This is a genomic window from Sorangium sp. So ce131 (assembly GCF_051519095.1).
Lineage (GTDB): Bacteria > Myxococcota_A > Polyangia > Polyangiales > Polyangiaceae > Sorangium.
In genome coordinates, this window is the sequence record NZ_CP150455.1 from 11,216,582 (window position 1) to 11,241,178 (window position 24,597).

Sequence of the window (24,597 nt, forward strand, 5' to 3'; positions counted from 1 at the left end):
ACGTCGCCGGGGGGGCCCCCCCTCCCTCGCCAGACCAGGCCCGCGCTCGCCTTGTTCTTGCCGGGCGGCTCGCATAGTCTGCGCTGGCGAATCCAGTCGCGGGACAGCCCTGCCTGATGGCTTTGCCGAACAAAGCGAAGATCCCGGTAGGCACGGTCCTCGCCGGAAAATACCGCATCACACGCGAGATCGGGCGCGGCGGCATGGCCGCCGTGTACGAGGCCGAGCACATCGACATCGGCAAGCGCGTGGCGATCAAGGTGCTCGCACAGGAGCTCACGACCTCCGCCGTTGTGGTCGAGCGCTTCCTCCGCGAGGCCCGCGCCGCCGCGTCGATCCGCAGCCCCTTCATCTGCGACGTCTACGACTCCGGCAAGCTCGACGACGGGCGGCCCTTCCTGGTGCTCGAGCTCCTCGAAGGCGAGTCGCTCTACGAGCGCATGACGGTCGTGCGGTACCTCGATCCCGAGACGACCGTGGCCGTGGTGTCGCAGGTCTGCCGCGGGCTCACGAAGGCGCACGCCGCCTCGATCGTCCACCGCGATCTCAAGCCGGAGAACATCTTCCTCACGAAGGACGAGGAGGGCCGGCTCTGCGCGAAGATCCTCGACTTCGGCCTCGCGAAGTTCTACGCGCCGGTCGACGGCGGCGACGCGCACCCGCGCCTCACCCGCGAGGGCGCGGTCTTCGGGACGCCGGCGTACATGAGCCCGGAGCAGGTGCGCGGCCAGGGCGCGGTCGACCACCGCGCGGACCTCTGGGCGCTCGGCTGCATCACCTACGAGTGCCTCACGGGCCGCACCGTGTGGCAGACCGAGCAGGGCGTCGCGATGACGTTCGCGCAGATCGCGAACGCGCCGCTGCCGCTGCCCTCGGCGCTCCGCCCGGACCTCCCGCCGAGCTTCACCGTGTGGTTCGAGAAGGCGCTCGATCGCTCGATCGACCGCCGCTTCCAGACCGCGAAGGAGTTCGCCGACGAGCTCTCGATCGCGCTCGGCGTCGCGCAGCCGGCGTCGCCGCGCGGCGCGGAGCCGTCGCAGGTCGGGCTCGCCCCCACGCCGAGCGGGCAGGGGAACAGCAACATGGCCCCGCCGATCGACGTGTCGTTCGACACGCCGGGGCCGCTGCACATCGACGAGTCGCGGCGCACCGTCTCCTCGGGCCCGGCGGATCGCGCGGTGGATCCGCTCGGCGGGGTCGATCTATCCGGCCAGCCCGGCGGCGGGCGCCCGAGCCAGCAGGGCGTGGGCCAGCAGATCACGTTCTCCGGAGGCGCGGGCGACGCGTCGGTCCCCGACGCGTTCGCGCAGCGGCGCCCAGCGCGGCGCGGCGGTCGCGCGCTCGTCCTCTTCGGCGTGCTCGCGCTCGCCGCCGGCGCCGCGTACGCGGGCTACCGCCAGTTCCTCAAGCCGACGGCCCTGCCGCCCGCCTCGAGCGCCGCGGCGCCCGCGGGCTCGAGCGCGCCCGCCACGTCGAGCGCGCCCACGGTCCCGGCGCGCGCCGACGCCTCGGTGGAGGCGGTGAGCGGCCTGCCGTGGCCGCCGCTCGTCGCGCAGGCGCAGGAGGCGATCGCCGCCGGCGACCTGAAGGGCGCGCTCCGGCTGCTGAAGGACGCGCAGGAGAAGGGCAACCACCCGGTGCCGCGGACCCTGAGCGAGCACCTGCAGGTCGCGCTGAAGGACGCGAGCGGCAAGGCGCCGTGCCAGCTCACCGGGCTCGCCCGGCCGCGCACGCACGATCTCGTGCGCGAGGGCGGCCGCGCCATCGGCGCGAGCCGGCCGTCGATCGCGCTCGGGCCGCGCGGCGCGGTGGTCACCTGGACCGACTCGCACGAGGGCACCGAGCACGCGTACACGACGTCGCTGGACAGCGCGATGCGGCCTTCGTCGCCGGCGCTCGACGTGACCCCCGAGGGCCGCGCCATCGGCCGCCCCGAGCTGAGCGCCGCCGGCGAGCGGCTGGTGCTCACGTACTGGGACGGCAAGGGGCCGGAGGCCGGCGTGCACGTGCGCTGGCTCGACGCGGACGGCCGGATCGACGGCCCCGCGATGATGGTCGCGCCGTTCCCGCGCGGGGGGAACTCGTGGCCCTCGCTCGCGCGCTCCTCGAACGGGTTCGTGGTCGTGTGGTCGGACGACAGCGACACCGCCTCCGAGGACCTCTTCCTGCGCCGCCTCTCCCCGAACCTCGATCCGGTCGGCGACAGCATCCGGCTGACCGACGTCACCCCGACCGGGCCCTCGAAGCCGCGCGTGCGTTTCCCGTCGCTCGCGGTCGCGAGCGACGTGCTGCACCTCGCCTTCCGCTTCGATCGCGAGCCGATGCGGGTCATCCAGTACATGCGCCTCCCGCTCGCGAACGCCGACAAGGGGCTGCCGGCGCCGAGCCCCGGCAAGCGCGCCGACCGCACGCTCGGCGATCTGTCGCTCGTGAACAGCGACCGGGTGCGGAGCGACAGCCCGTCGATCGCGTGCGGCGCGAGCGGCTGCTTCGTCGTCTGGCACGGCGAGCCCCCGCTCGGCGGCGCCTCCGCGGCCTACATCGACCCGGCGAAGGGCCAGCCGCTCTGGCGCAAGAGGATCTCCAAGGCCGGCGCGCGGCCGTCGATCGCGACCGCGCCGAACGGCCAGGCCCAGCTCGTCTGGTTCGAGCAGGGCCGCATGGTGACCGCATCGATCAACCGCGATGGCCTCGGCGCGCCGACGAGGTTCGCCCGGGTCAGCGGCGACCAGCCGACGCCTTCGATCAGCCCCGGCGCGAGGCCCGGAGAATGGTATGTCGCCTGGCTTGACTACGAGGCGGGTCATCTCGAGCCGTACGCTGCTCGCATCCAGTGCCGGTGACCCCATGCTCATCCTGCCGCCTCGCAGCGAGGTCCGCGCCCGCCCGATCGAGACCGAGCGGCTGATCCTCGTCCCCATCGACCCGTCCGACGGCCCCGAGCTCTGGCTCGCGGTGAGCGGCTCGCGCGCGACCCTCCAGCGGTGGCTGCCCTGGGTGCAGTTCCACACGGACCCGGCCGCGAGCGCCCGCTTCGCCGAGGCGTGCGCGGCCGACTGGGATCACGGCCGGGCGCTGCGCTTCGTCATCCGCGAGCGCGCCCACCGCTCGCTCGCCGGGGTGGTCGGGCTCGAGGCGTGTGTGCACCTGCACCGCTCCTGCGAGCTCGGCTACTGGCTCCGCAAGGAGGCCACCGGCCGCGGGCTCATGACCGAGGCCGCGAAGGCCGCGCTCGGCTTCGCGTTCAACCACATGGGCGCGCACCGGGTGCGCGTCGCGGCCGCCACGGACAACCACCCGTCGCTGTCGGTCATCGGCCGGCTCGGCTTCCGCTTCGAGGGCATCGCCCGGCAGGCCGAGTGGTGCGACGGCCGCTGGCTCGATCACTCCGTCTTCGCGATGCTGGCGACCGATCCCAGGTGAGCGCGCCCGGCGTCCTCTTCCCCGTGTGCACCGTGTGCACCGTGCGCACCGAGCGGACAATGACGCTGAGAACGAAGGCGAAGACGACGAAACGGAGCGCGCCGGATGCCGCCCGTGAGCGGCCCGAAGCGCGCTAACATCCAACATTCCGCCGTGACCCGCCGACGCCGCCTCCTCCGCTGGCCTCGCGGCACCACGCCGCTCGTGCCGCTCGCGCCCGCGATCGTGATCGTCGTGGGGATCGCGACGGCGGTGGCGATCGCGCTCATCGGCATCCGCCAGCTCGCGAAGATGAGCGACCAGGCCGCGAGCCTGCGCGCGGAGGTGCTGGCCGCGACGCTCGCGGCGCGGCTCCGCGGGACGGCCGAGACGGAGCGCACGGAGATCCTGGGGCAGGCCGCGCGGCGGGCGTCGTCGGAGATCCTGCTCGTCGAGCCGAGCGGCCGCGTGCTGGTCAACGAGAGCTTCGGCGCGCCGGCCCAGGCCGACATCGTCCAGATGCTCACCCAGGGCCAGGGCGACACGTCGACCTCGCACGGCCGCTTCCAGTATTCGGTGCGGCCGCTCCACCCGCCGCTCTCGCACCTGTCGGTGATCACCTTCGTCTCCGCGCCGAGCCCGCCGCCGGACTCGATCGCCCTCGGCAACGCCGTCGCGGCGCTCACGACGCTGCTGCTCGGCGTGGCGGTCGCGGTGGCGCTCTCCTTCACCAAGGCGGCGCGCGACGACGTCGACTACCTGCGCGAGCGCATCACCGCGATGGCGCGCGGCCACGGCGAGAGCGCGTCGACCACGGACGCGATCCAGATCGAGCCGGTGCCGATCCGGTCGCTCGACCAGGTGGGGCTCCTGACGGCGGCGTTCAACCTGCTGATCACCCGCTTCGCCGCGGCGGAGCGCTCCTACCTGGCGGACCTCCAGCAGGCGTCGGTCATGGATCGGGAGCGCTCCGCGTTCCTCGCCGGGCTGAGCCACGAGCTGCGCACGCCGCTGAACGCCATCCTCGGCTTCGCGCACGTCCTCGAGAGCGAGGTCGACGGCCCGCTCAGCCAGGACGCGCGCGAGGCGCTCTCGGTGATCCGGCAGAGCGGCGAGCACCTGCGCACGCTCATCGACGACATCCTCGACCTGTCGGCGCTCGAGACCGGCAAGCTCCAGCTCTCGCGCCGCGCCGTGAACGTCCGCGTGCTCGTCGAGCAGGTGATGCGCGAGGCGTCCCCGGCGGCGCGCGACAAGCCCGTCGAGCTGCACGTCACCGGGGAGCGGACGCTGCTCGCGCACGCCGATCCGCGCAGGGTGCGGCAGATCCTCACGAACCTGGTCTCCAACGCGGTGAAGTTCACCGCGCGCGGCTCGGTGACGGTCCACATCGCGAGGCGCGGCCGCTACGCGGCGATCGTCGTCCAGGACACCGGCCCCGGCATCCCGCCGGAGGAGACGACGGCGGTCTTCGAGGAGTACCGGCAGACGGGCGACGTGCGCTCGCGCCGCGCAGGAACGGGGCTCGGGCTCTCGATCGCGCGGCGCCTCGTGCTGATGCACGGCGGGACGATCCAGCTGGAGAGCGAGCTCGGCCGGGGGTCGACCTTCACGATCACCCTGCCGATCTGGGTGGAGCCGCAGGTGGCGCCGGAGCGGCCCGCGCACGACGTGACGCCGGCGCCCGACGGCGGGCGCGGCGACGCCCCGCGGGGAGGGAGGATCGCGTGATCGAGGAGCGCCCGCGGGACGACGCGCTCCACTTCGAGCGCCGCGTGCTGGTCCGCCAGGCGCTCGTCGGCGTCGCCGCCTTCGGGGCGATCGCGGCGCTCGCGCCGAAGCTGCTCATCCTGGAGCAGGACGTCGCCGCGAGCGTGCTCTCGGTCGGCGCGAAGATCGCGCTCGCCGCCGTCGTCGCGACCACCTTCCTGACCCTGCTCCGGCTGCGCACCCACCGGGAGCTCCTGCGCTCGCTCGTCGTCGGCGCGCGCGAGATCGACCACGAGGAGCTCGAGCGGTTCGCCGAGCTGCCGCCGGCCCTGGCGATGCGCTTCGTGCTGGCGAGCTCGGCGATCTCGAGCCTGACGATGATCCCGGGGATCAGGCCGGAGAAGCTCGACGACGGCCGCGCGGTCAGCCTGCTCATCCTCGCGATCACGATCCTGTGCGCGTCCGGGATCCCGCACTACGTGCTGACCCGCGCGGCGACGTTCAGCCTCTTCGAGATCAGCCCGGTCGAGGCGGTCGGCGCCCTGCTCGAGACGTCCGAGCTCTACCAGACGCCGCGCCGGCGGGTGACGTACAAGCTGCTCCTCTCGGTCGCCGCGCCGGTGCTGCTCGTCGGCGTCGGGGCGGTGCTCATCGCGAACGCGCACCTCCAGACGTTCGTCGAGCGGAGCCGGCGCACGACCGCGGGGCTCATCGCGCGCACCGCGCTCGATCCGGCGCTCGGCGCGCTCGAGGAGGCCGACCGCAACGACGTCGTGGCCGCCGCGGCGGAGTTCGGGTTCCTCGCGCGCGTGGAGGGCTGCTCCATCGCGGAGCCTTCGTTCGGCCGCGAGGCCGACGGGCAGATCGCCGTGATCACGCCGATCGACGGCGGCTGCGCGAACATCCGGTTCTCCGCCGACCTCGAGCCCTCCGTCGCGACCTGGGGCGCGCTCGTGGCGCTGCTCGCGATGCTCGTCGCCGGCGCGCTCGGCAACGTGTTCGGCCGCGTGCTCGCGGCGGACCTCGTCCACGCCACGAAGCAGGTGCGCCTGCTCGGCACCGACAGCGTGCTCCGCGGCGCGACGCAGATCGCGCGCCCGGCCCGGTTCGCCGTCGTCGCCCGGCTCGGGCTCGCGATCGAGGATCTCGCCGAGCGCTTCCGCGTCTTCGCCGCGGCGCAGGAGCGCGCGCTCGAGGCCCGCGAGGCGGCGCAGCGCATGCGCGGCCTCCTGTTCGCCAGCGTGAGCCACGACCTCAAGAGCCCGCTGAACGCCATCCTCGGGTTCGCCGAGCTCGTCGGGCAGGAGGACCTGACGGCGGCGCAGCGCGAGAGCCTGGAGCTCATCGCCACGCGCGGCCGGGAGCTCCTCGGCCTCATCGAGTCGATCCTCGACGCCGCCCGCGTCGAGGCCGGGCAGCTCACGCTCGAGCCCCAGCCGACGTCCGTCGGCGCGCTGATCGCGGGCGCGCTCCGCAAGGCGCGCGAGCTCTCGAGCGACGCCGACGGCGAGGTCGTCGTGGAGGTCGGCGACACCCTGCCGCTGATCCCGGTCGATCAGGCGTACGCGACGCGCGCGATCGCGGTCATCGTCGCGCACGCGCTCCGGACGGGCGCGGCCGATCCGTCGGCGCGCCTCGTGCGCCTCACCGCGACGCTGGGCGGAGATTTCAACAGCGAGGTCCGCATCGACATCGAGTACGGCAGCCGGGACGTGCCGCCGGACGAGCTGGAGGCCCTGTTCAGCCGGCAGACAACGGCGCGCGGGCGCGGCCTGACGCTCGGCCTGAGCCACGCCCGCTCGGTGATCGAGCTCCACGGCGGCTCGCTCGAGGTGGACGGCGCCCCCGACGGCCGCCCGGTGTGCCGCGCCCGGCTGCCGCGCATCCCGCCCCCGCGCCGCCCGCGCCTCTCCTCGGTGCCCGCGCTCGGTTGACCCCGCCCGCACCCCGCCCGCACCCCGCCCGCACCCCGCCCGCGCGGCCGCGAGCCCGCGGCCCCGCGTCCCCGCGGCGCTTCCCTTCGCCCCATGCCCGCGGTACTCCCCGACGCATGGCTGAACGGGCGCTCTCTCCTGCCGAGACAGGCGACGACGATCGCTTCGACCGCCTCTTTCGGCCCGCGTCGCTCGCCGAGTACGTCGGCCAGGCGAAGCACACCGAGAACCTCAAGGTGTTCGTCGAGGCCGCCCGCAGGCGGCGCGAGCCGCTGGATCACATGCTCTTCTGCGGCCCACCCGGGCTCGGGAAGACCACGCTCGCCCACATCATCGCCCGCGAGATGGGCGTCACGCTCCACGTCACCAGCGGCCCGGCGATCGAGCACAAGGGCGCGCTGGCCGGGCTCCTCACGAAGCTGGAGCGCAACGACGTGCTGTTCATCGACGAGATCCACCGGCTCACCCCGGCGGTCGAGGAGAGCCTCTACCCCGCGATCGAGTCGTTCAAGATCGACATCATGACCGGCGACGGCCCGTACGCGACGACGATCCAGCTCGCGCTGAAGCCCTTCACGCTGGTCGGCGCGACCACGCGCACCGGGCTGCTCACCGCGCCGCTCCTCTCGCGCTTCGGCCACGTGGTCCGCCTCGACTTCTACTCCGTGGAAGACCTCGAGCGCATCGTGCAGCGCAGCGCGGGCCTGATCGACGTGCCGATCGACGCCGGGGGGGCGCGCGAGATCGCGGCGCGCGCGCGGGGGACGCCGCGCGTGGCCAACCGCCTGCTGCGCCGCGTCCGCGACTTCGCCGAGGTGCTCGGCGACGGCGCGATCACCCAGGCGATCGCGCGGAAGACGGCGGAGCGCCTCGAGATCGACGCGGCCGGCCTCGACGAGATGGATCGCCGGCTGCTGCGCGTCATCGTCGATCACTACGACGGCGGCCCGGTGGGCATCGACACCCTGGCCGCGGCGCTCAGCGAGCCGCGCGACACGATCGAGGACGTGTACGAGCCCTTCCTTCTGCAGCAGGGCTTCCTCGGCCGCACGCCGCGGGGCCGGATCGCGACCCGCCGCGCGTACGAGCACCTCGGCCTCTCGGCTCCTGCAGCGAAGCAGGGCGATCTCTTCTCCTGAGCCCGCGCCGCGGGGGACGGCGCGCGGCCAGGCGGGCGCGGTGGCGCGCGGAGCACCCACGCGCACGGCCCCGCTCGTTGCGCCGCGGGCGAACCGCGGGCCGGCGCCGGCCGGAAATTCTCTCAGCGCCGCAGCCTGGAATCGATAAGCTCTGCACGTGGCTCGTCGCGATCCAGTGCTCGTCGTCGACGACGACGCCGTCAGCCGGCAGATGTTGCTGCACGCGCTGGCCGACGCGGGCATCGAGACCATCGCCCTGCCGTCCGGCGCGGAGGCGCTCGCGTGGCTGAAGACGGGCGTGCCTGCGCTCGTGCTGCTCGACCTCGTGATGCCGCCGCCCGACGGCTACGTCGTCCTCAGCACCGTCCGGGACGACCCGCGGACGCAGGACGTGCCCGTCGTCGTGCTCACGGCGCTCGACGCCGACGAGGACGTCGCCCGCGCCTTCGAGCTCGGCGCGGACGACTTCATCCGCAAGCCGTTCAGGCCCGCCGAGCTCATCGCCCGCATCCGCGGGCAGCTCCGGATCCGCGACTACGTCGACGCGCTCGCGCGCAAGGAGCACGACGCGAAGGTCGTCCTGGAGCTCACGCAGGCGCTCTCGTCGACGCTCGATTTCCGCAACATCCTCTTCACGGTCGTGCGCCGCATCGCCGAGGTGGCGCGCGTCGACCGCTGCAGCATCGTGCTCGTGCGCGATCAGGGCGACGTCGGCTACGTGGTCGCCGCGAGCGACGACAAGGAGCTCCGGGATCTGCCGATCGATCTCGGGAAGTACCCGGAGATCCAGCGGGTGATGCGCACGGGCGACGTGCTCGTGATCGACGACGCGAAGGCGCACCCGCTGTTCGACATCGTGCGCGCGGAGCTCCCCGAGAACGGGTTCCGCTCGCTCGCGCTGCTGCCGATCCTGTTCGAGGACAAACCGCTCGGCGTGCTCTTCTTGCGGGGGCGGCAGCCGGTGGCGCCCCACGATCACGAGCTGTCGCTCGCCCGCACCGTCGCGAGCGCCACCGCGATCGCCCTGCGCAACGCCCGCATCCTGCAGTCGCTCCGCGACCAGACCCAGCAGAGCACCTTCGCGCGCTTCGAAGCGGAGCGGCGGCTCAAGGCGCTCCAGCGCTACGCGGATTTCTTCTACTCGACCGCGGACGGGATCATCGTCGTCGATCCCGACGGCCACATCCTCTTCTCCAACCCGCGCGCGCAGACGATCACCGGCCGCACGGCGGAGGACCTCGCGAAGGCCAACCTGGCCGACCTCGTCGACCCCCGCGAGCACCCGCTGCTCGAGGAGATCCGGGCCGGCTTCGTCAAGGGCTCGTTCCCGCACCGGGTGGACTTCACCGTGAAGCGGGCGGAGCCCGAGTACGAGAAGCTCATCCTCAGCTTCAGCTTCAGCAGCGTGCTCCGGGAGGAGAGCGGCGCCGTCCTGGTCAGCTTCCGCGACGTCACCGCCGAGCGCGCGACCGAGGCCGAGCTCACGAAGACCAAGGAGTTCCTCGAGCGCGTCATCGAGAGCTCCGTCGACGCGATCGTCTCGGCCGACATGGGGGGCGTCGTCCTGCTCTTCAACCGCGCGGCCGAGCGGATCTACGGCTACGACGCGAAGGAGGTCGTCGGCGCGAAGAACGTCCGCGACCTCTACCCGGACAACAACGCCGAGCAGATCATGAGGCTCATCCACGCAAAGGAGCACGGCGGCCCCGGCCGGCTCGAGGGTTACCGGACCGAGGTGCTGGCCAAGGACGGCTCGCGCGTCCCGGTGCACCTCTCCGCGGCGCTGATCTTCGAGAACGGCGTCCCCGTCGGCTCCGTCGGCATCTTCACGGACCTCCGCGAGCGCATGCGGATGGAGGCCCGCCTCACCGAGGCCCAGGAGGAGCTCCGCGCCCGCGAGAAGCAGGCGATCGTCGCCGAGCTCGCGGGCGCGGCCGCGCACGAGCTGAACCAGCCGCTCACCAGCGTGCTCGGCTACGCGGACCTCATCTGCCGCCGCATCGACGACGCGTCCCCCATCAAGGGCGCCGCGGCCACGATCCTCAGCGAGGCCGAACGGATGGCGGAGATCGTCCGCAAGATCGGCAAGATCACCCGCTACGAGACGAAGTCCTACGTCGGCGCCGCGAAGATCATCGATCTCGATCGGTCGAGCGGCGACGACCCGAACAGGGTGATCGGGTGAAGGCCAAGACCGCGGAGCGCCTGGGAGAGCACCCGGCGTCGGAGGCCCCCGTCTCGCTCCGGAAGCCCCTCACCCGGGACATCCCGCTCGAGTGGGTCGACGATCTGCTCGTCGCGGCGAGCGAGATCGACCCCGCCTCCTCCGTCGAGCAGCGCGCCTCGGCGCTGCTCGGCGCCGCCACCCGGATGCTCGCGCGCTGCGCGCTCGGCGCCTGCCTCCCCGGCGCGGCGGGCGCGCAGGCCGTCGTCCGGGTGTCCCCGCGCCCCCGCCGCGAGGAGGGCCGCGATCCGGCGCGGCTCTTCCCCGAGTTCGCGTTCGAGCGCGTCGTGGCCATCGAGCCCGAGGGCCGCTCGACGATGCACGTCGCGGCCGACGACAGCGGGCTGCTCGAGAGCGCGCCCGTCGAGGCGCTGGTCGATCGGCTCGTGCTCCTCCTCGGCGCGTCGATCCGCGAGGCGCGCGCGCAGGAGTCGCTGCGGAGCCAGATCATCCAGGCGGAGAAGCTGGCCTCCCTCGGGAAGATCGCCGCCAGCGTCGTGCACGAGCTCAACAACCCGCTCACCTCGATCCTCGCCTACTCCGAGTACCTGCGCCGCAAGGGCGAGCGCAGCGGCGGCGACCCCTCGGATCTCGAGCGGCTCGCGAGGATCAACGAAGCGGCGGACCGCATCCTGCGCTTCTCGCGGGACCTGATCGCGTACTCGAGGCCGTCCGCGGAGAAGCCGGGCGCGGTCTCCCTGCACGACATCATCGAGCGCGCCCTCGTCTTCTGCGAGCACCTCCTCGACCAGACGGGCGTCACCGTCGAGAAGAACTTCGGCGAGATCCCCCCCGTGCGAGGCGTCATCGACCCGCTGACCCAGGTGTTCGTGAACCTGTTCACGAACGCGGCGCACGCGATGCACGAGCGCGGCGGCTGCCTCAGCATCGCCACCGCGACGTCGCCGCAGGACGGCTACATCACGGTGACCATCCAGGACGACGGGCACGGGATCGAGGACGACCACCTGCCGAGGATCTTCGACCCCTTCTTCACGACCAAGACCGACGGGACCGGCACCGGGCTCGGCCTGAGCATCGTGCGGAACATCGTCCTCTCGCACGGCGGCGCCATCCGCGCGAACACGCGCGCGCCGCGGGGGACGACGTTCCACGTCGACCTGCCGATCGCGCTGCCTTCGTCGGCGCGCCGCTGAGCGCGGCGGCGCGCCGCGGAGCGCGGCGGCCCACGTCGGCTCAGCTCAGGGCGCGACCTTGATGCCGAGCACGAGCACGCCGCCCTGGTGCTGCTGGCCCGCCACGAAGAAGTTCTCGCCGGCCTTGGCGTTCACCTCGAGCAGCGGCAGGAACGTGTTGCCGCCCGGCTTCTGGATGCTCGCGCTGACCACGAAGCGCTTCGGCTCGTCCTGCTTCTTCGCGGCCACCACGTCCTTCAGCGACACCATGAGCACGCTGCCGTTCGGCAGCTTGGTCGTGGTCGGCGCGCCCTTCTGCAGGTTGATCTTCAGCCGATCGAGCAGCTTGTAGCTGTTGTACGCCGAGAACGGCGGCTTCCCGAGCTCGGGCATCTTGCCGATCTTCGGATCGATCCCGCTCCCGTCGTTCGTCGCGTGGAGGACCACGACCTCGGTCGTGATCGCGGCCTCCGGCGACGCCGCCGGCGCGGGGGGCGCCTGCCCTTGCGCGGCAGCAGGGGCAGGGCTCAAGCCGAGCGAAAGGGCCAACACCGCGGTGATCGCACTCGCAAGGAATCTCATTGTTGTCCTCCCGGACCTTCATCGGAGAGCCAAACCACCGTGGTCGTCGGGCCTGATGCCACGGCCTCTCGCGGGACGTAGAAGATCGTGCCCATGCGCGCCCCGAAGTCGACCGCGGCGATCTCGACGCCGGGCTCGGCCTCGCCCTCGGCGCTCGGCGCGGCGGCGGGCTCGGGGCTCGGCGCGGCCGTCCGCAGGGCGGGGACCTCGACCGGAGGCGGCGCCGGCAGCGCTGCGCTGGACGTCGGCGGCGCTTCGGAGCGACCCCAGATCATCAGCGCGGCGGCGGCCGCCGCGGCGAGCGCGGTGAGCGCGAAGATCCCCCGCGCGTTGTCGTTGGCCGGCGCCCGCGCAAGGCGCGGCGCGCCCGCCGGGGAGGCCGCCGGCGACGCGGGTGATCGCAGCGCGGCGACGCCGACGTCCGGCGCGACGTCCACCTGCGCGGCCGCGATCTTCGCCATGACCCCGTCCGCGATCCCGTCGGCCGCGCTGGAGGAGAGCGCGCTGTCCCGGATCACGTCGGCCGCGGCGACGAGCCCTGCGACCTTCGCGCTGCAGCGCGGGTCGTGGAGCACATACGCCTCCACCTGGCGGTGGCGGTCCTCGTCGAGCTCGCCGTCGACGTAGAGCATCAGCTCCAGATCCGTCGGCGGGGAGCCCGCCTCCCCGTGGTTCGCCTTGCTGCTGTTGGCGGTGCTCACGCGATGTCCTCCGGCTCTTCCGCGGCGGCCTTGGCCTTGCCCTCTTCCTCGGCGTAACAGTCAGCGAGGGCGCGCTGAAGCTTCTGGCGGGCATGGAACAGGCGGCTCATGATCGTACCCTTCGAGACGCCCATGGCCTGGGCCATCTCCTCGTAGGACATCCCCTCGACCTCCCGCATCAGGATGACCCCTCGGTGGTAAGGCGGCAGCGCGTCGAGCGCCGCCTGGATGCGCCCCGCGATCTCCCGGCGCCGGACGACGTTGAGCGGGTCGGCGCCGTCGATCCGGGCGACCAGCGGGAAGTCGGCGTCCTCGTCGGCTGCCTGGTTCTCCTGGAGCTCGAGGTCGCGGCGCCCCGGCTTCCGCATGAGGTCAATCGCCAGGTTGGTGACGATCCGGTAGAGCCAGGTGAAGAACGAGGAGCCGCCCTGGAAGGATCCGAGGCCCTTGTAGACCCGGAGGAAGGCGTCCTGGACCAGCTCTCGGGCGTCGTTCTCGTCGCGGACGAGCCCCATCGCGATCGCGAACGCCCGGCGCTGGTGCCGTTCCACGAGCGCGCGAAAGGCCGCCTGGTCCCCCTTCTGCGCTCGTTCGATGAGCTCACGATCCTCCTCCGCTTCCCTGCGCCGCGCCTCGCGATTGGACGCGCGCGCCGAGGCGCTATTCAGGCGGGCGTGGAGCTGCGCGTCGCGGGGGATGCCGTCGGCGGGCGGCTCGGCGACTTCCAGGTCGCCCGGCGCATCGCCGGGACCGCCGGGAGGCGCGAGCCGCTCCAGCTCGTCCGGGTGGGAGGGTGCAGAGGCCACGGGGTCAGCTTACCTGAGGTGGTTGGAGGACGAGGATCGCCGCGCAGCCGACCGCCCCTTGCGGCGCGCGGCGCCCGGCGGGCGTGCCGGACGGGAGACGGGAGCTGGCCAGCTCACGGATCATCGGGCTCTTCGGTGGGTTCGGGGAGCTCGCCCAGCGTGAGGCGCACATCGAAGACCCGCTCGAGCCGGGCGACGCGCAGCGTAACGACCTTGTTGACGCCGGCGATGCTCGCCATCCAGCGGAGCTCGTTCGGGTCGGAAATCGGCTTGCCTTCGAAGGCGAGGATTACGTCGTCCGGCGCGATGCCCGCCCGGTCCGCGGGCCCCCCTGCCACCACCGTCTTCACCCAGGCGCCCTTCCGGTCGGGGCGCTTGAGCCGCGCCGCCTCGATCGAGTTGAGGAAATCGACGAACACCCCGACCTGGCTCCGCCGGATCTTCCCGTCGCGCAGCAGCATCGGCAGGAGCTGCCGCACCATGTTGATCGGGATCGCGAAGCCGATGTTGTTCGCGTTGGCGCGCACGGCCGCGTTGATGCCGACCACCTCGCCCTTGAGGTTCAGGAGCGGACCGCCGGAGTTGCCCGGGTTGATGCTCGCGTCGGTCTGGAGGAAGTTGAAGTAGCCGCTCGGGTCGAGCCCCTTCACGTCGTCGCGGGTGCGGCCCTTGGCGGAGAGGATGCCGGCCGAGACGGTGTGGGAGAGCCCGAAGGGGTTGCCGATCGCGACGACCCAGTCGCCGACCTCGATGTGATCCGAGTCGCCGAGCGGCAGCGACGGCAGCCCCTTCTCCTCGACCTTCAGCACGGCGATGTCCGTGTGTTTGTCGCGGCCGACCACGGTCGCCTTGATGTCGCGGCCGTCGACGAAGCTCACGAGGATGTCGGTCGCGCCCTCGATGACGTGGTTGTTCGTGAGCAGGAAGCCCTCGGGATCGTGGACGAAGGCGGTCCCGAGCCCCTCGGCGACGGTCCGGCGGCGGCCCCCGGGGTGCTGCTGCCGCTCGACGCGCGCCTTGACGGTCGCGACCGCGGGATCCGCCTTGCGCGCGAGCGGCGCGAAGGAGCCGGGCATGCCCTCGGAGCGGACGATCGGGGGCTCCGGCGCCGCAGGGGGAGGCGGCGGGGCGTTCGCCACCGCCACCACGCCCGTCGGGAGGGCGGCGCTGCCTGCGCTGGAGGGTTGGCCAGGGGTGCCGTTGCTGCACGCGGCGACCAGCCAGGAGAGGAGGACCCACGAGAGAGCCCTGGCCCCCGCGGTCACGACCGTTTCGAGACCTCGAGGTAACGCATCCGCAGGTCGTAGAGCGCCTGCTCCAGCAGCCGCTCCTCGTCCCCCGTGAGATTCCCCTTCGTCTTCTCCTGGAGCAGGCTGAGCAGATCGATGTCCTGGTGCGCGAGGACCAGGTTCTGCTCGAGCCCGCCGTCCGGGCTGGGCGCGTCGCCCAGGTGCACGTAGGCGGAGCCGATGATCGACAGCACGAACGTGGAGAAGTCGAGCGTCGGCAGCTCCGGGGCGCCCTCGTTAGGGGAATCCCCCTGTTCGTTCGTGTCGCTCACTCGGACCCTTCGTCGTCGAGCTCAGGCTCGACCCGCGGCGTGTGGGTTGAAGGGCCGAGCGCCGGCTGATCGATGGCCATCGACTCGGACTGCTCCTCCAGATCCGGCAAGCTCGAGAGGTGCCCCTCGATCGTCTCGGCGCTGAGCCGCCCGCTCGCCAGCAGGCGCTCGCGCACCCGGCGATCGAGGTCGAGCTCCGTCAGCTTGCCCTTCTCACCTACGGTCATGATGTGATCTCCTCAGACAGGCCCACCCGTCCGCGGCGGGCCTAGGACGACTTCTTCGAGAGCGTGACGAGCGCCTCGCCACCCCCGTGATGGTGGTGGCCGTGCTCGTGGTCGTGGTCATGGTCGTGGTCGCAGCACGCGCCCTCCGACTCCTCGATGCGCTCCTCCAGCTCGGCCTGGGCCTGCGCGATCTCTTCCTCGCTGGCGGCGCGGACGTCGCTGACCTGGACCTTGAAGCGCACGGTCTGCCCGGCCAGGGGGTGGTTCGTGTCGACGCGGAACCCCTCGGGGAGCACGTCGACGACCCGGAGCGCCACCGGCTCTCCGTCCGGCCCCTGGGCGATGAACTCGTCGCCGACGGCGACCGCCTCCGCGTCGGGGAAATCGGCCTTGTCCACCTCGAACACGCCGGCCTCTTCGCGCTCGCCGAAGGCCTCTTCCGGCTGGACGGTGATCTCGCGCTGCTCGCCGGCGCGCAGCCCTTCCAGGGCGCGCTCCAGGCCGGGAACGATCTGGGCGTATCCGTGCACGTAGACGAGCGGCTCGGAAGGAGTCGCCTGGTCGACCGTCTCGCCGTTTTCGTTCAGAAGGACATAGGACAGCGTGACGACCGTGTCCGTTGCGATGGGTAGCGACTCCATAGGAGTCGCTGGTCTGCCACGGCGGTTCCGCGGTTTCAAGCGAACCGCGCCTGCGCAGCGGCGTGCTATGAGGACGGTCCGATGGCCGATTCGATAGCTCGGGCGACCGGTCGCGACCCCCTCGACGCGTCGGCCTCAGCAGCGCCGATCGGGCCCGAAGGGGAGCGCGCGCAGCCGAGCGACGCGCCGCCGGGCGGGGCGCGGCCGGCCGCGGCCGCCCCCGCGCCCCGCGGCGGCGCCTCGGTCCGGTCGCCGCGCGCTGCTGGTGGACCGTCGACCGGGGCCGGACGGCAGAGCCTGGAGCAGGAGCTCTCCCGCGTCGGCGCGAAGCGCTGGCTCGGGCGGCTCGGCGCCGTGGCGGCGATCGCCGCGATCATCGCGGCCGTCGTCGTGTGGCGGATCCGGACGAGGCCGCCGCCGCCGCCCCGCTACGTCGCGGCCGAGGTCACGACCGGCGACGTGCTCGAGGTGGTCCAGTCGACGGGGCAGGTCAAGCCGCTCACCGAGGTGCAGGTCGGGGCGCAGGTCTCGGGGCGGATCACCAAGGTGTACGTGGACTTCAACAGCCTCGTGAAGGCCGGCGACGTGCTGGCCGAGATCGATCCGACCCTCTTCGGGGCGCAGATCGACTCGAACCAGGCGCAGCTCGAGGCGGCGAACGCGAGCGTCGTGCGCGCCGAGGCCTCGCTCGCGACCTCGAAGCAGCGGCTCGACCGCGCGAAGAAGCTGGTCGCGGAGGGGGTGGGCTCGCAGGCCGACCTGGACACGGCGCAGGGCGCCTACGACGTGGCGCTCGCGGATCTCGCCGCCTCGAAGGCGCAGGTCGCCCAGCTCCGGGCCGTCCTGCGCTCCTCCACGACGAACCTCCAGTACACGCGCATCTTCTCGCCCATCGACGGGGTCGTCATCAACCGGGCGATCGATCCTGGGCAGACCGTGGCGGCGAGCTTCCAGGCGCCCACGCTCTTCGTGATCGCGCAGGATCTCCGCAAGATGCGCGTGCTCGCCGACATCGACGAGGCGGACGTCGGGCGGCTCCGCGAGGGCATGGAGGCGGACGTCAGCGTCGACGCGTTCCCGGGCGAGACGTTCCGCGGGAAGGTGAGCCAGGTGCGCTACAGCCCGCTGAACCAGTCGGGCGTGGTGACGTACGCGGCGGTGGTCGAGGTCGACAACCCGGAGGTCAAGCTGCGGCCGGGGATGACGGCGACGGTGAGCGTACGGTCCGCCGAGGCCAGGGGGGTGCGGCGGCTGCCGAACGCGGCGCTCCGGTTCAAGCCGGCGCCGGAGCGGGACAAGGACGGCAAGGAGATCAAGGCGCCGCCGCTCGAGGCGCTCCCGCCGAAGAAGGGCCGCGTCTACGTGCTGACCGACGCGACGCCGGGCGCGGAGAAGATCGAGCCGCGCGTCGTCGACGTCGGGATCACCGACGGCGTCTTCACCGCGCTGACGACCGATCTCGGCCCGCTCAAGGTCGTCACCGACGAGACGGACGACCCGTCGCGGAGCGGCAGGGGGCGCGGCCCCCGGCTGTTCTGAGGCGCGATGCGCTCGGACGACGCGATGCTCCCGCAATCCCAAGGCGTCGCCGCGGTGCTCCGGGACGAGCCGCTCATCGAGCTCGCGAGCGTCGGCAAGGACTACACGACCGAGGCCGTCGTGGTGCGGGCGCTCCGCCACGTGGACCTGACCATCCAGCACGGCGATTTCGTCGCCATCGTCGGGCAGAGCGGCTCGGGCAAGAGCACCTTGATGAACATCATCGGGTGCCTGGACCGGCCGACCCGCGGCGCCTACCGGCTGGACGGGCTCGACGTCACCCGGCGCAGCAACGACGCGCGCGCGATCGTGCGAAACCGCCTGATCGGGTTCGTCTTCCAGGGCTTCAACCTGCTGCCGCGCACCACGGCGCTCGAGAACGTCGAGCTGCCGCTCGTCTACCGGGGCGTCGGCCTGGCGGAGCGGCGCAAGCGGGCGCTCGAGGCGCTCGGCGCGGTGGGGCTGGCCGATCGCCTGCACCACACGCCGAACCAGCTCTCGGGCGGCCAGCAGCAGCGCGTCGCCATCGCGCGGGCGCTCGTCACCTCCCCGCCGCTGCTCCTCGCCGACGAGCCCACGGGCAACCTCGACACCCGCACGAGCTACGAGGTGCTCGGGCTGCTCCAGCGGCTCAACCTCGAGGGGATCACCATCGTCCTCGTCACGCACGAGCCGGACATCGCCGCCTGCGCGAGCCGGGTGATCACGATGCGCGACGGCGAGGTCCGCAGCGACGTCAGGAACGAGCGCCCCGTCGACGCGGCGGCGGCCCTGGCCGCGCTGCCGCCACAGGAGACGTCCGACCCGGAGCAGGCGCCGTGAGGGGCTACCTCGCCGCCGTCCGGCTCGCGCTGCGCGCCATCGTCCGCTCGAAGCTCCGCGCCGCGCTGACCGTGCTCGGCATCCTGATCGGCGTCGCGGCCGTGGTGGTCGTGGTGGCGCTCGGGACGGGCGTGCGCAACCGGATCCTCGGGGAGATCTCGGGCCTCGGCGCGAGCTCGATCTACATCTTCCCGCAGTCGACGCAGGCCTCGGGGCTGAGGCGCCGCGAGAGCGTGAGGATGTCCGAGGCCGACGGGATGGCGATCCTGAAGGAGGCGATCAGCGTGGCCGCGCTGAGCCCCTTCAGCTCGACGTCGATGCAGGTCGTCGCCGGGGAGGCCAACGTCGCGACCCAGGTGATGGGCGTCACGCGGAGCTACCTCTCGATCCTCTCGTACAACGTCGAGAAGGGCGAGGGCTGGACCGAGGCCGACGAGCAGCTCAAGACGAAGGTCTGCGTCATCGGCGAGACCGTCCGGGAGAACCTGTTCGGCTCGGGCGAGGCCGTGGGGCAGTACATCCGGATCGGCAAGCACCCGTTCCGGGTGATCGGGGTGCTCGCCAAGAAGGGGCAGTCGCCGTTCGGCGAGGACCAGGACGACCGGCTGCTCATGCCGATCGGCAGCTTCCGGTCGCGCGTCGTGCCGAGCGCGCCGGGCCGGGTGCAGATGCTGCTCGCGGCCGCGACGAGCGAGCGGACCGTCGATCGCGCGGTGGAGCAGATCGAGCGGATCCTCCGGCAGCGGCACGAGATCGCGCCGGACGACGAGCCGGACTTCGTGATCCGCACGCAGGCGGAGTTCCGCGCGTCGCAGGAGCGGATCCTGGACACCTTGACGATGCTCCTGTCGTCGATCGCCGCGGTCTCGCTCCTCGTCGGCGGCATCGGCGTCATGAACATCATGCTGGTCAGTGTGACCGAGCGGACGCGCGAGATCGGCATCCGCATGGCGATCGGCGCCTCGGAGGGCGACATCCTGATCCAGTTCCTGGTCGAGGCGATCACCCTGTCGGTCATCGGCGGCGTGATGGGGCTCGGCGCGGGGCTCGGGCTCATCCAGATCCTCGCCGGGGCGCTCGGCTGGAACATGACGCTGCCGGCGAGCGCGATCGTCGTCGCCGTGGGGACGAGCGCGACGATCGGGGTCGTCTTCGGGTTCTTCCCGGCGCGCAGCGCGGCGCGGCTGGATCCGATCGCCGCCCTGAGGCACGAATGAGGGCGACGCTCACGCGCGTCTTCTCGGCGGTCGTCATCGCGCTGCGCGCCGTCCGCCGGAACAAGCTCCGCGCGGGGCTCACGATCCTGGGGATCACGATCGGCGTCGCCGCCGTGGTCACCGTGACCGCGCTGGCGAGCGGCGCGCGCGCCAACGTCAACGCGCAGATCTCGAACCTCGGCTCGAACTCGCTCATCGTCTTCGCGCGCTCCGCCCGCGCGTCGGGCGTCCGCAGCACCGCGGGCACGAGGCTCTCGGAGCTCGACGCCCAGGCGCTCGTGCGCGAGTCGACGAGCATCCGGCTCGCGGCGCCGTTCCTCAGGGCGAGCGCCCAGGTGATCTACGAGGGCCAGAACGCGAGCCCGACGCTCGTCGGCACGCGCCTCGGCTACTTCGAGATCCGGAACTGGAAGGTGGCGCAGGGAGAGGCGTGGAGCCCCGCCTCGGAGAACCTCTCGGAGAAGGTCGTCGTGATCGGGGCCCAGACGGCGAGGGATCTGTTCGGATCGCTCGACCCGGTCGGCCGCACGGTGCGGCTCGGGCGCCACGCCTACCGCGTGGTCGGCGTGCTGGAGGAGAAGGGAGCGTCGCCGTTCGGGCAGAGCCAGGACGAGATCGTGCTGATGCCCATCACCACGATGCGCTCGCACGTCGTCGCCACGCGCCCCGGGGAGGTGCACGCGATCCTGCTGAGCGCGACGTCCGCCGAGACGTCCGAGCGCGCCAGGCTGCAGGCGGAGGCGATCCTCCGCCAGCGGCACCGCATCGGCGAGGGCGACGAGGACGACTTCGCGGTCCGGAGCCAGGCGGAGTTCCAGGCGATGCAGGACGCGATCTTCGCGGCGCTCTCGGCGCTGCTCGTCAGCATCGCGGCGGTGTCGCTCGTCGTCGGCGGCATCGGCGTCATGAACATCATGCTCGTGTCGGTCACCGAGCGGACCCGGGAGATCGGCATCCGCATGGCGATCGGCGCGCGCGAGATCGACATCCTCTTGCAGTTCCTGCTCGAGGCGCTCGTGCTCGCCACGCTGGGCGGCCTCGTCGGCAGCGCGCTCGGGTACGGCGTCATCCTCGGGTTCGCGAGCGCCCTCGGCTGGCCCATGAAGCTCGAGCCCGTGGCCCTCGGCGTCGCGCTCGGGGTGAGCACGGCGATCGGGATCGTGTTCGGGTTCTTCCCGGCGCGGCGCGCGGCGCGCATGGATCCCGTGAACGCGCTCGGCCGCGAGTAGCGGCGTCCGGCGCGCGGCCGCCGCGGAGGCTGCACGGGAGCGCGGCCGTCTCGAAAGGAAGATGCTGTCGCTCTGGAGGGGAGACGCGACCGCCGCGGCGGAGCCGGCGCGCCGCCGCGGCGGGCGGCGCGCCTCGGGATCAGCTCTTCTTCATCAGGTCGGCGAAGGTGCCGAACTTGGCCTCGCGCGCGACGCCGGCGCGGTACTGCTGGTAGGCCTGCTTCTCGGCGTCCTCCTTGAGGGCGCGGATCGACAGCTTGGCCTCTCCCCTTCGCGGATCCACCTCGATGACCTTCGCCTCGAGCTGGGTCCCGATGGGGAACTCCTTGCGGAGATCGGTGCCGCGCTGCGTGCCGGTGTGGCCGGCCGGGATGAAGCCGCGGGCCGCCCGCCCCGTGGTGCCGAGCACCCGGACGACGAGCCCGCCGTCGGTCACCTGCGTGACCGCCACCTTCACCGACCTGCCCTGCTGCACGCGCTGGCGCGGCTCGCTCTCCTCGCCCTCGGGCGGGGCGGGGTGCAGCCCGATCCGCCGCGCCGCCGCGTCGCAGCTCGCGACCACCACGTCGACGTCCTGGCCGACCTTCACCACCTCTTCCGGGTGCTGGATCGGCTTCATCGAGAGGTCGGCCGTGTGGATGAGGCCGTCGATGCCCGGCTCGAGCTCGATGAACGCGCCGAACGGCTGCAGCCGGGCGACCTTGCCCTTGTGCCGCGTGCCCACCGCGTACTTGTCCTTCACGGCGTCCCAGGGGTCGACCGTGGCGGCCTTGCGGCTCAGCCACAGCTTGCCCTTGTCGTCGACGCGCAGGACCTTCACGTCGATCTCGGCGCCGGGCTTGAACAGGTCGGCCAGCTTGGCGCCCCGGTCGTGGCTCGCCTCGCTCATGTGGACCAGCCCCTCGACGCCGCCCGCGTCGGGCAACGCGACGAACACGCCCCACGCCACGACCTTGCGCACCACGCCCTTGTGCAGGGACCCGGGCTCGATCGACGTGAGCGCCTCGGTGCGCGCCCGGCGGCTCTCCTCCTCGAGCATCTTGCGGCGGGACACGACGATGTCGCGCCCCTTCTTCGCGAACTGCGTCACGATGAAATCGAGCCGCTGGCCCACGAGGTAGTTGAGGTCGGCGCCGTGGCGCAGATCGACGTGCGAGGCCGGCGCGAAGGCGCGGAGGCCGCCGAGGTCGACCTCGAGCCCGCCCTTGACCGCGCCGGTCACGAACCCCTCGATCGGCTCGCCGCTCTGCAGCGACGCCTCGGCGCGCGCGCGCGCCTGGTCGAGCTGCACGGGCGCCCTCGACAGGAGGAGCATGCCGCCGCGCACGCCGGTGCTCGCGACCGTCGCGATGAACTGATCGCCGTCGACCGGAGGCTCCTCGTCGAGGATCTCGCGCCGGTCGAACAGCCCCGTGGCCTTCCCGGCGATGTCGATCCAGATGGCGTGGTCGGTGATCTTGCTGACCTTTCCGAACACTTCCTCGCCGATGCTGAAGGCCGGGCGCTCGCGCGGCGGCGGCGCGCCCTGCCCCTTGCGCCGCTTGCGCTTCTCGCCGCCGGGCTGCGGCTGACCCGCAGCCTCGCCGGCCGCCTGCTCCTCGTCGCCCTCGTCGTCGGCGCCGGCCTCGTCGTCGGCGCCGGCTTCGGCGTCGGTCGCCTCGGCGGCCTCGGCCACCTCGGCGGCCTCGGCCCCGGGCTGGCCGCCCTCCTCCGCGCCCTTCTTGCGGCGGCGGCGGCGGCGCTTCTTCCCGGCGCCCCCCTCCCCCGGCGCGGCCGCGCCGGCCTCGCCGGCCTCGCCGGCCGCCGCGGGCTTCGGCCCCTGCGGGGGCTTCGGCCCCTGCGGGGGCTTCGGCCCCTGCGCGGGCTTCGGCCCCTGCGCGGGCTTCGCGGCCGCCGGGGGGTTCCGCCTGCCCGGGGCTCCCGGCTTGCGGTTGCCGATGTCGTCTCTCGGCAGGCCGGGGACGCGGTTGCCGATGTCATCACCCGGCTGCTCTTCCCACTCGTCGTCCTCGTCCGTGGCGCGCGCCGCCGCGGCGGCGGGTGCCGCCTCGGCCGGTGCCGCCTCGGCAGGTGCCGCCTCGGCGGCTGCTGCCTCGGCAGGTGCCGCCTCGGCGGCTGCTGCTTCGGCAGGTGCCGCTTCGGACGAGGTCGAGCTCGCTTGTGACGCTGTTTCTGCGCCGGCCTCGCTCGTTTCGGGCGGGGAGGTGGTCCCCGCATCATGAGCTTGTGCGGCCTGCTCGGGCGCGGCGTTCGACGCGTCGAGCGGGCCGCCCTGGTCGGCCGGAGCTGCCGGCGCGTCCGCCGGCGTGGTGGTATTTTCGTGGGTATTCATCCGCGCCTCGCGCGACTGCGCATGCCGATGGGGGCGAAACGTGCTCGCGTTCTCTCCAGCGGCCCCCTCGGTTCAATGGGGGGAAGGGGCCGGAACCATAACGTACCCGGGACGTTTACGCGAGAGCCTACCGCATGATGGGCAGGTGCTTGTTCGTCCCCCCGCTCCGGTCGATGCGGAGGCCGCCCCCGCTCGCGAGGTTGTGGGCGCTGATCTGGCTGGTCAGCCGCTCCGCCACCTCCAGGAAGGCGCGCGCGATCGGGCTCTCGGGCGCCGCCTGGACGACCGGCGTGCCGGCGTCGCCCCACTCCCGGACGGCGGGGTCCAGCGGGATCTGGCCGAGCAGCGGCGCCTCGGCGAACTCGGCGATCTTCTGCCCGCCGCCGGCGCCGAAGAGCTCGTGCCGCTTGTCGCAGCCGTCGCACACGAAGTAGCTCTCGTTCTCCACCACGCCGAGCAGGGCGATCCCGACCTTCTGGGCCATCGAGACGGACTTGTACACGTCCTGGAGGGCGACCTCCTGCGGCGTCGTCACGACGATCGCGCCCGTGGTCCTCATCTTCTGGGAGATCGTCAGCGCGATGTCGCCGGTGCCCGGCGGCAGGTCCAGCACGAGGTAGTCGAGCTCGCCCCACTCCACGTCGCGCATGAACTGGATCAGGGCGTTCTGGAGCATCGGCCCGCGCCAGACGACGGCCGACCTCGGGTCCTCGAGCAGGAAGCCGATCGACATGAGCTTCACCCCGAAGCGCTCGAGCGGCAGGAACTTCTGGCCGTCGGCGGACGTCGGGCGGCCCATCACGCCGAGCATGGTCGGGACGCTCGGCCCGTACATGTCCGCGTCGAGCAGGCCGACCTTCGCCCCGGCGCGGTTCAGGGCGAGGGTCAGGTTCGCGGCGACCGTGCTCTTGCCCACGCCGCCCTTGCCGCTCATCACGAGGACGATGTTCCGTACGCCGGGGCAGGGGTCGTCCTGGAGGATGGTGCGCGTCGGGATGTTGACGTCCCACGCGATCCGGACCTCCTTCGCGCCGGCTGCCTTGAGCGCCGCCTCGATGTCGGCCGCGAGCCGCTGCTTGAAGTAGCCGGTCAGCTCGACGGTGAGCGAGACCGCCGCCCCGTCGATCGAGAGATCCCGGACGCGCCCGAGCTCCGTGATCGGGCGCTTCACGTCGGGGCCGATGACGTTTCCTAGCGCGGCGAGCGCGGCATCCTTCGTGATGGACATAGGGCGGAGCAGTTAAAACCGCTGCAGATGCCCGTCAACGGGCGAGCGCGGGGTCGGGCTCGGGGCCGCTCGCCCGTTGCCCTCGCGCCCCCGCCGAGGCGGGCGACCGGCCGCCCCGGCCCTCTCTACGCGGAGCGCAGCGCGGAGCGCGCGTCCGAGCGCAGGCA

General features: G+C 72.6%; 20 protein-coding genes. 11 read left to right on the forward strand and 9 right to left on the reverse strand.

Features of this window, described 5'->3' with window-relative positions; translation table 11 throughout:
- Positions 1-116 precede the first annotated feature (116 nt).
- The 7 genes from WMF43_RS40640 (at position 117) to WMF43_RS40670 (ending at position 11,566) form a co-directional block, all read left to right on the forward strand.
- Positions 117-2,843, forward strand: coding sequence for a serine/threonine-protein kinase (locus WMF43_RS40640; protein ID WP_437673262.1), 2,727 nt, complete (start codon positions 117-119; stop codon positions 2,841-2,843).
- Between the two features lie 4 nt (positions 2,844-2,847).
- Positions 2,848-3,423, forward strand: coding sequence for a GNAT family N-acetyltransferase (locus WMF43_RS40645; RefSeq protein ID WP_437673263.1), 576 nt, complete (start codon positions 2,848-2,850; stop codon positions 3,421-3,423).
- Between the two features lie 153 nt (positions 3,424-3,576).
- Positions 3,577-5,133 carry a sensor histidine kinase gene (locus WMF43_RS40650; protein ID WP_437673264.1) on the forward strand — a complete coding sequence of 519 codons (1,557 nt, stop codon included), beginning with the start codon at positions 3,577-3,579 and terminating at the stop codon, positions 5,131-5,133.
- The gene (locus WMF43_RS40655) at positions 5,130-7,046 is read left to right on the forward strand and encodes a sensor histidine kinase (RefSeq protein WP_437673265.1); all 1,917 of its coding nucleotides are present in this window, start codon (positions 5,130-5,132) and stop codon (positions 7,044-7,046) included. Before WMF43_RS40650 ends, WMF43_RS40655 begins: the two co-directional genes overlap by 4 nt.
- Before the next feature lie 116 nt (positions 7,047-7,162).
- A complete protein-coding gene (ruvB, locus tag WMF43_RS40660; RefSeq protein ID WP_437673266.1) occupies positions 7,163-8,185 on the forward strand; it encodes a Holliday junction branch migration DNA helicase RuvB in 1,023 nt (340 codons plus the stop codon).
- A 157-nt stretch (positions 8,186-8,342) separates the two neighbouring features.
- On the forward strand, positions 8,343-10,370 hold the full coding sequence (locus tag WMF43_RS40665) for a PAS domain S-box protein (RefSeq protein ID WP_437673267.1): 2,028 nt from the start codon (positions 8,343-8,345) through the stop codon (positions 10,368-10,370).
- Complete coding sequence (locus tag WMF43_RS40670) at positions 10,367-11,566, forward strand: sensor histidine kinase (protein WP_437673268.1); 1,200 nt, start codon at positions 10,367-10,369, stop codon at positions 11,564-11,566. Before WMF43_RS40665 ends, WMF43_RS40670 begins: the two co-directional genes overlap by 4 nt.
- 45 nt (positions 11,567-11,611) lie before the next feature.
- Here WMF43_RS40670 and WMF43_RS40675 read toward each other — a convergent pair whose 3' ends face one another.
- The 7 genes from WMF43_RS40675 to WMF43_RS40705 all read right to left on the reverse strand — a co-directional run bounded on the left by WMF43_RS40675 (position 11,612) and on the right by WMF43_RS40705 (position 16,063).
- Positions 11,612-12,097, reverse strand: coding sequence for a hypothetical protein (locus WMF43_RS40675; protein ID WP_437673269.1), 486 nt, complete (start codon positions 12,095-12,097; stop codon positions 11,612-11,614).
- A 26-nt stretch (positions 12,098-12,123) separates the two neighbouring features.
- Complete coding sequence (locus tag WMF43_RS40680) at positions 12,124-12,828, reverse strand: anti-sigma factor family protein (protein WP_437673270.1); 705 nt, start codon at positions 12,826-12,828, stop codon at positions 12,124-12,126.
- Positions 12,825-13,634, reverse strand: coding sequence for a sigma-70 family RNA polymerase sigma factor (locus tag WMF43_RS40685; RefSeq protein WP_437673271.1), 810 nt, complete (start codon positions 13,632-13,634; stop codon positions 12,825-12,827). Before WMF43_RS40685 ends, WMF43_RS40680 begins: the two co-directional genes overlap by 4 nt.
- 113 nt (positions 13,635-13,747) lie before the next feature.
- Entirely contained in the window at positions 13,748-14,899 is a 1,152-nt protein-coding gene (locus WMF43_RS40690) for a S1C family serine protease (protein WP_437673272.1), read from the reverse strand.
- Positions 14,896-15,195 carry a DUF1844 domain-containing protein gene (locus WMF43_RS40695; protein ID WP_437673273.1) on the reverse strand — a complete coding sequence of 100 codons (300 nt, stop codon included), beginning with the start codon at positions 15,193-15,195 and terminating at the stop codon, positions 14,896-14,898. Before WMF43_RS40695 ends, WMF43_RS40690 begins: the two co-directional genes overlap by 4 nt.
- Complete coding sequence (locus WMF43_RS40700; RefSeq protein ID WP_437673274.1) at positions 15,192-15,422, reverse strand: hypothetical protein; 231 nt, start codon at positions 15,420-15,422, stop codon at positions 15,192-15,194. The genes WMF43_RS40695 and WMF43_RS40700 overlap by 4 nt, the downstream gene beginning before the upstream one ends.
- A 41-nt stretch (positions 15,423-15,463) precedes the next feature.
- Positions 15,464-16,063: an FKBP-type peptidyl-prolyl cis-trans isomerase gene (locus WMF43_RS40705; RefSeq protein WP_437673275.1), complete on the reverse strand. Its 600-nt coding sequence runs from the start codon at positions 16,061-16,063 to the stop codon at positions 15,464-15,466.
- Positions 16,064-16,144: 81 nt separating this feature from the next.
- On the opposite strand from WMF43_RS40705, the gene WMF43_RS40710 reads away from it, so the two are divergent.
- The 4 genes from WMF43_RS40710 to WMF43_RS40725 are packed head-to-tail and all read left to right on the forward strand — an operon-like array spanning position 16,145 to position 20,870.
- Positions 16,145-17,602 carry an efflux RND transporter periplasmic adaptor subunit gene (locus tag WMF43_RS40710; RefSeq protein ID WP_437673276.1) on the forward strand — a complete coding sequence of 486 codons (1,458 nt, stop codon included), beginning with the start codon at positions 16,145-16,147 and terminating at the stop codon, positions 17,600-17,602.
- Between the two features lie 24 nt (positions 17,603-17,626).
- Positions 17,627-18,424 carry an ABC transporter ATP-binding protein gene (locus tag WMF43_RS40715; RefSeq protein WP_437673277.1) on the forward strand — a complete coding sequence of 266 codons (798 nt, stop codon included), beginning with the start codon at positions 17,627-17,629 and terminating at the stop codon, positions 18,422-18,424.
- Positions 18,421-19,641 carry an ABC transporter permease gene (locus WMF43_RS40720; RefSeq protein ID WP_437673278.1) on the forward strand — a complete coding sequence of 407 codons (1,221 nt, stop codon included), beginning with the start codon at positions 18,421-18,423 and terminating at the stop codon, positions 19,639-19,641. Before WMF43_RS40715 ends, WMF43_RS40720 begins: the two co-directional genes overlap by 4 nt.
- On the forward strand, positions 19,638-20,870 hold the full coding sequence (locus tag WMF43_RS40725; protein ID WP_437673279.1) for an ABC transporter permease: 1,233 nt from the start codon (positions 19,638-19,640) through the stop codon (positions 20,868-20,870). Before WMF43_RS40720 ends, WMF43_RS40725 begins: the two co-directional genes overlap by 4 nt.
- A 139-nt stretch (positions 20,871-21,009) precedes the next feature.
- Here the strand turns inward: WMF43_RS40725 and WMF43_RS40730 are convergent, their stop codons facing one another.
- Entirely contained in the window at positions 21,010-23,202 is a 2,193-nt protein-coding gene (locus WMF43_RS40730) for a S1 RNA-binding domain-containing protein (RefSeq protein ID WP_437673280.1), read from the reverse strand.
- 127 nt (positions 23,203-23,329) lie between these two features.
- Positions 23,330-24,430 carry an Mrp/NBP35 family ATP-binding protein gene (locus WMF43_RS40735; RefSeq protein WP_437673281.1) on the reverse strand — a complete coding sequence of 367 codons (1,101 nt, stop codon included), beginning with the start codon at positions 24,428-24,430 and terminating at the stop codon, positions 23,330-23,332.
- Positions 24,431-24,597 lie beyond the last annotated feature (167 nt).